Consider the following 1003-nt stretch of genomic DNA (forward strand, 5'->3'; position numbering starts at 1 on the left):
GAAGATATAAAACAAAGGACGCCAATGGTCACATTTAAAACAAATTTCGGAAATATCACCCTAGAGTTATTTGCCGATAAAGCCCCCGTTACCGTGGAGAACTTTCTTAGTTACGTAAAAGACGGTTTTTACGACAACACGATTTTCCACCGTGTCATTGACGGTTTTATGATCCAAGGTGGTGGTATGACTGCTGATATGGAACAAAAACCCACCAAAGATCCAATAGCCAACGAAGCCAACAACGGTGTTGCCAATGAACAAGGTACCATCGCAATGGCCCGTACAAATGATCCTCATTCAGCCACCGCCCAGTTCTTCATCAACGTGAAAGATAACGATTTTCTTAATTTCACTGCGGAGAATATGCATGGTTGGGGTTACTGTGCCTTTGGTAAAGTGGTTGAAGGCATGGATGTGGTAGAAAAAATAAAGAATGTGAAAACCGGAACGAACGGATATCATCAGGATGTGCCTGTTGAGCCAGTTATCATCGAACAAGCGGTTATTACTGAATAATCTCCTTTTTGGGGCGAAATTATCGCCCCTTACCTATGTTGTTACTCCATGCCATTTACTTATTTCATTGCCGATTTACACCTAAGCGAAGATCGCACAGATATTACCCAATGCTTGCTGTCGTTTTTAGAACACGAAGCCCCGCAAGCAGACGCACTCTATGTGCTTGGCGACTTATTTGAAGTGTGGATTGGTGACGATAATGTCACCCCATTTAACACCACCATTGCCAACGCCTTTAAAGCGGTAAGCCGCACCACACCTGTGTACTTTATTCATGGGAATCGGGATTTTGCCATTCGTGACGGCTGGGCTAAAAAAGCCGGCATGACCATACTGCCGGAACAAACCGTGGTTGACCTGTACGGCAAACCGACCTTGTTAACCCATGGCGATGAATTATGCACTCGGGATGTTAACTATCAAAAATTTCGCAAAAAAAGTCGCGGTTGGTGGTGGCCTCGCTTAATGCTTGCCTTACCCC

General features: G+C 44.7%; 2 protein-coding genes. Both read left to right on the forward strand.

All coding sequences use genetic code 11. The features are described from left to right. The first annotated feature begins 24 nt into the window (after positions 1-24). Complete coding sequence (locus V5298_RS20725; RefSeq protein ID WP_332933299.1) at positions 25-519, forward strand: peptidylprolyl isomerase; 495 nt, start codon at positions 25-27, stop codon at positions 517-519. A gap of 48 nt (positions 520-567) precedes the next feature. Further along, positions 568-1003: UDP-2,3-diacylglucosamine diphosphatase (lpxH, locus tag V5298_RS20730; protein WP_332933298.1), on the forward strand; the 436-nt coding region annotated here is incomplete at its 3' end.

Source organism: Alteromonas sp. 14N.309.X.WAT.G.H12, from assembly GCF_036697315.1.
In the GTDB taxonomy this organism is placed as follows: Bacteria; Pseudomonadota; Gammaproteobacteria; order Enterobacterales; family Alteromonadaceae; genus Alteromonas.

Coding starts and splice junctions, on each gene's coding strand:
- V5298_RS20725 (WP_332933299.1), top strand. CDS start 25: ATGGTCACATTTAAAACAAATTTCGGAAATATCACCCTAGAGTTATTT.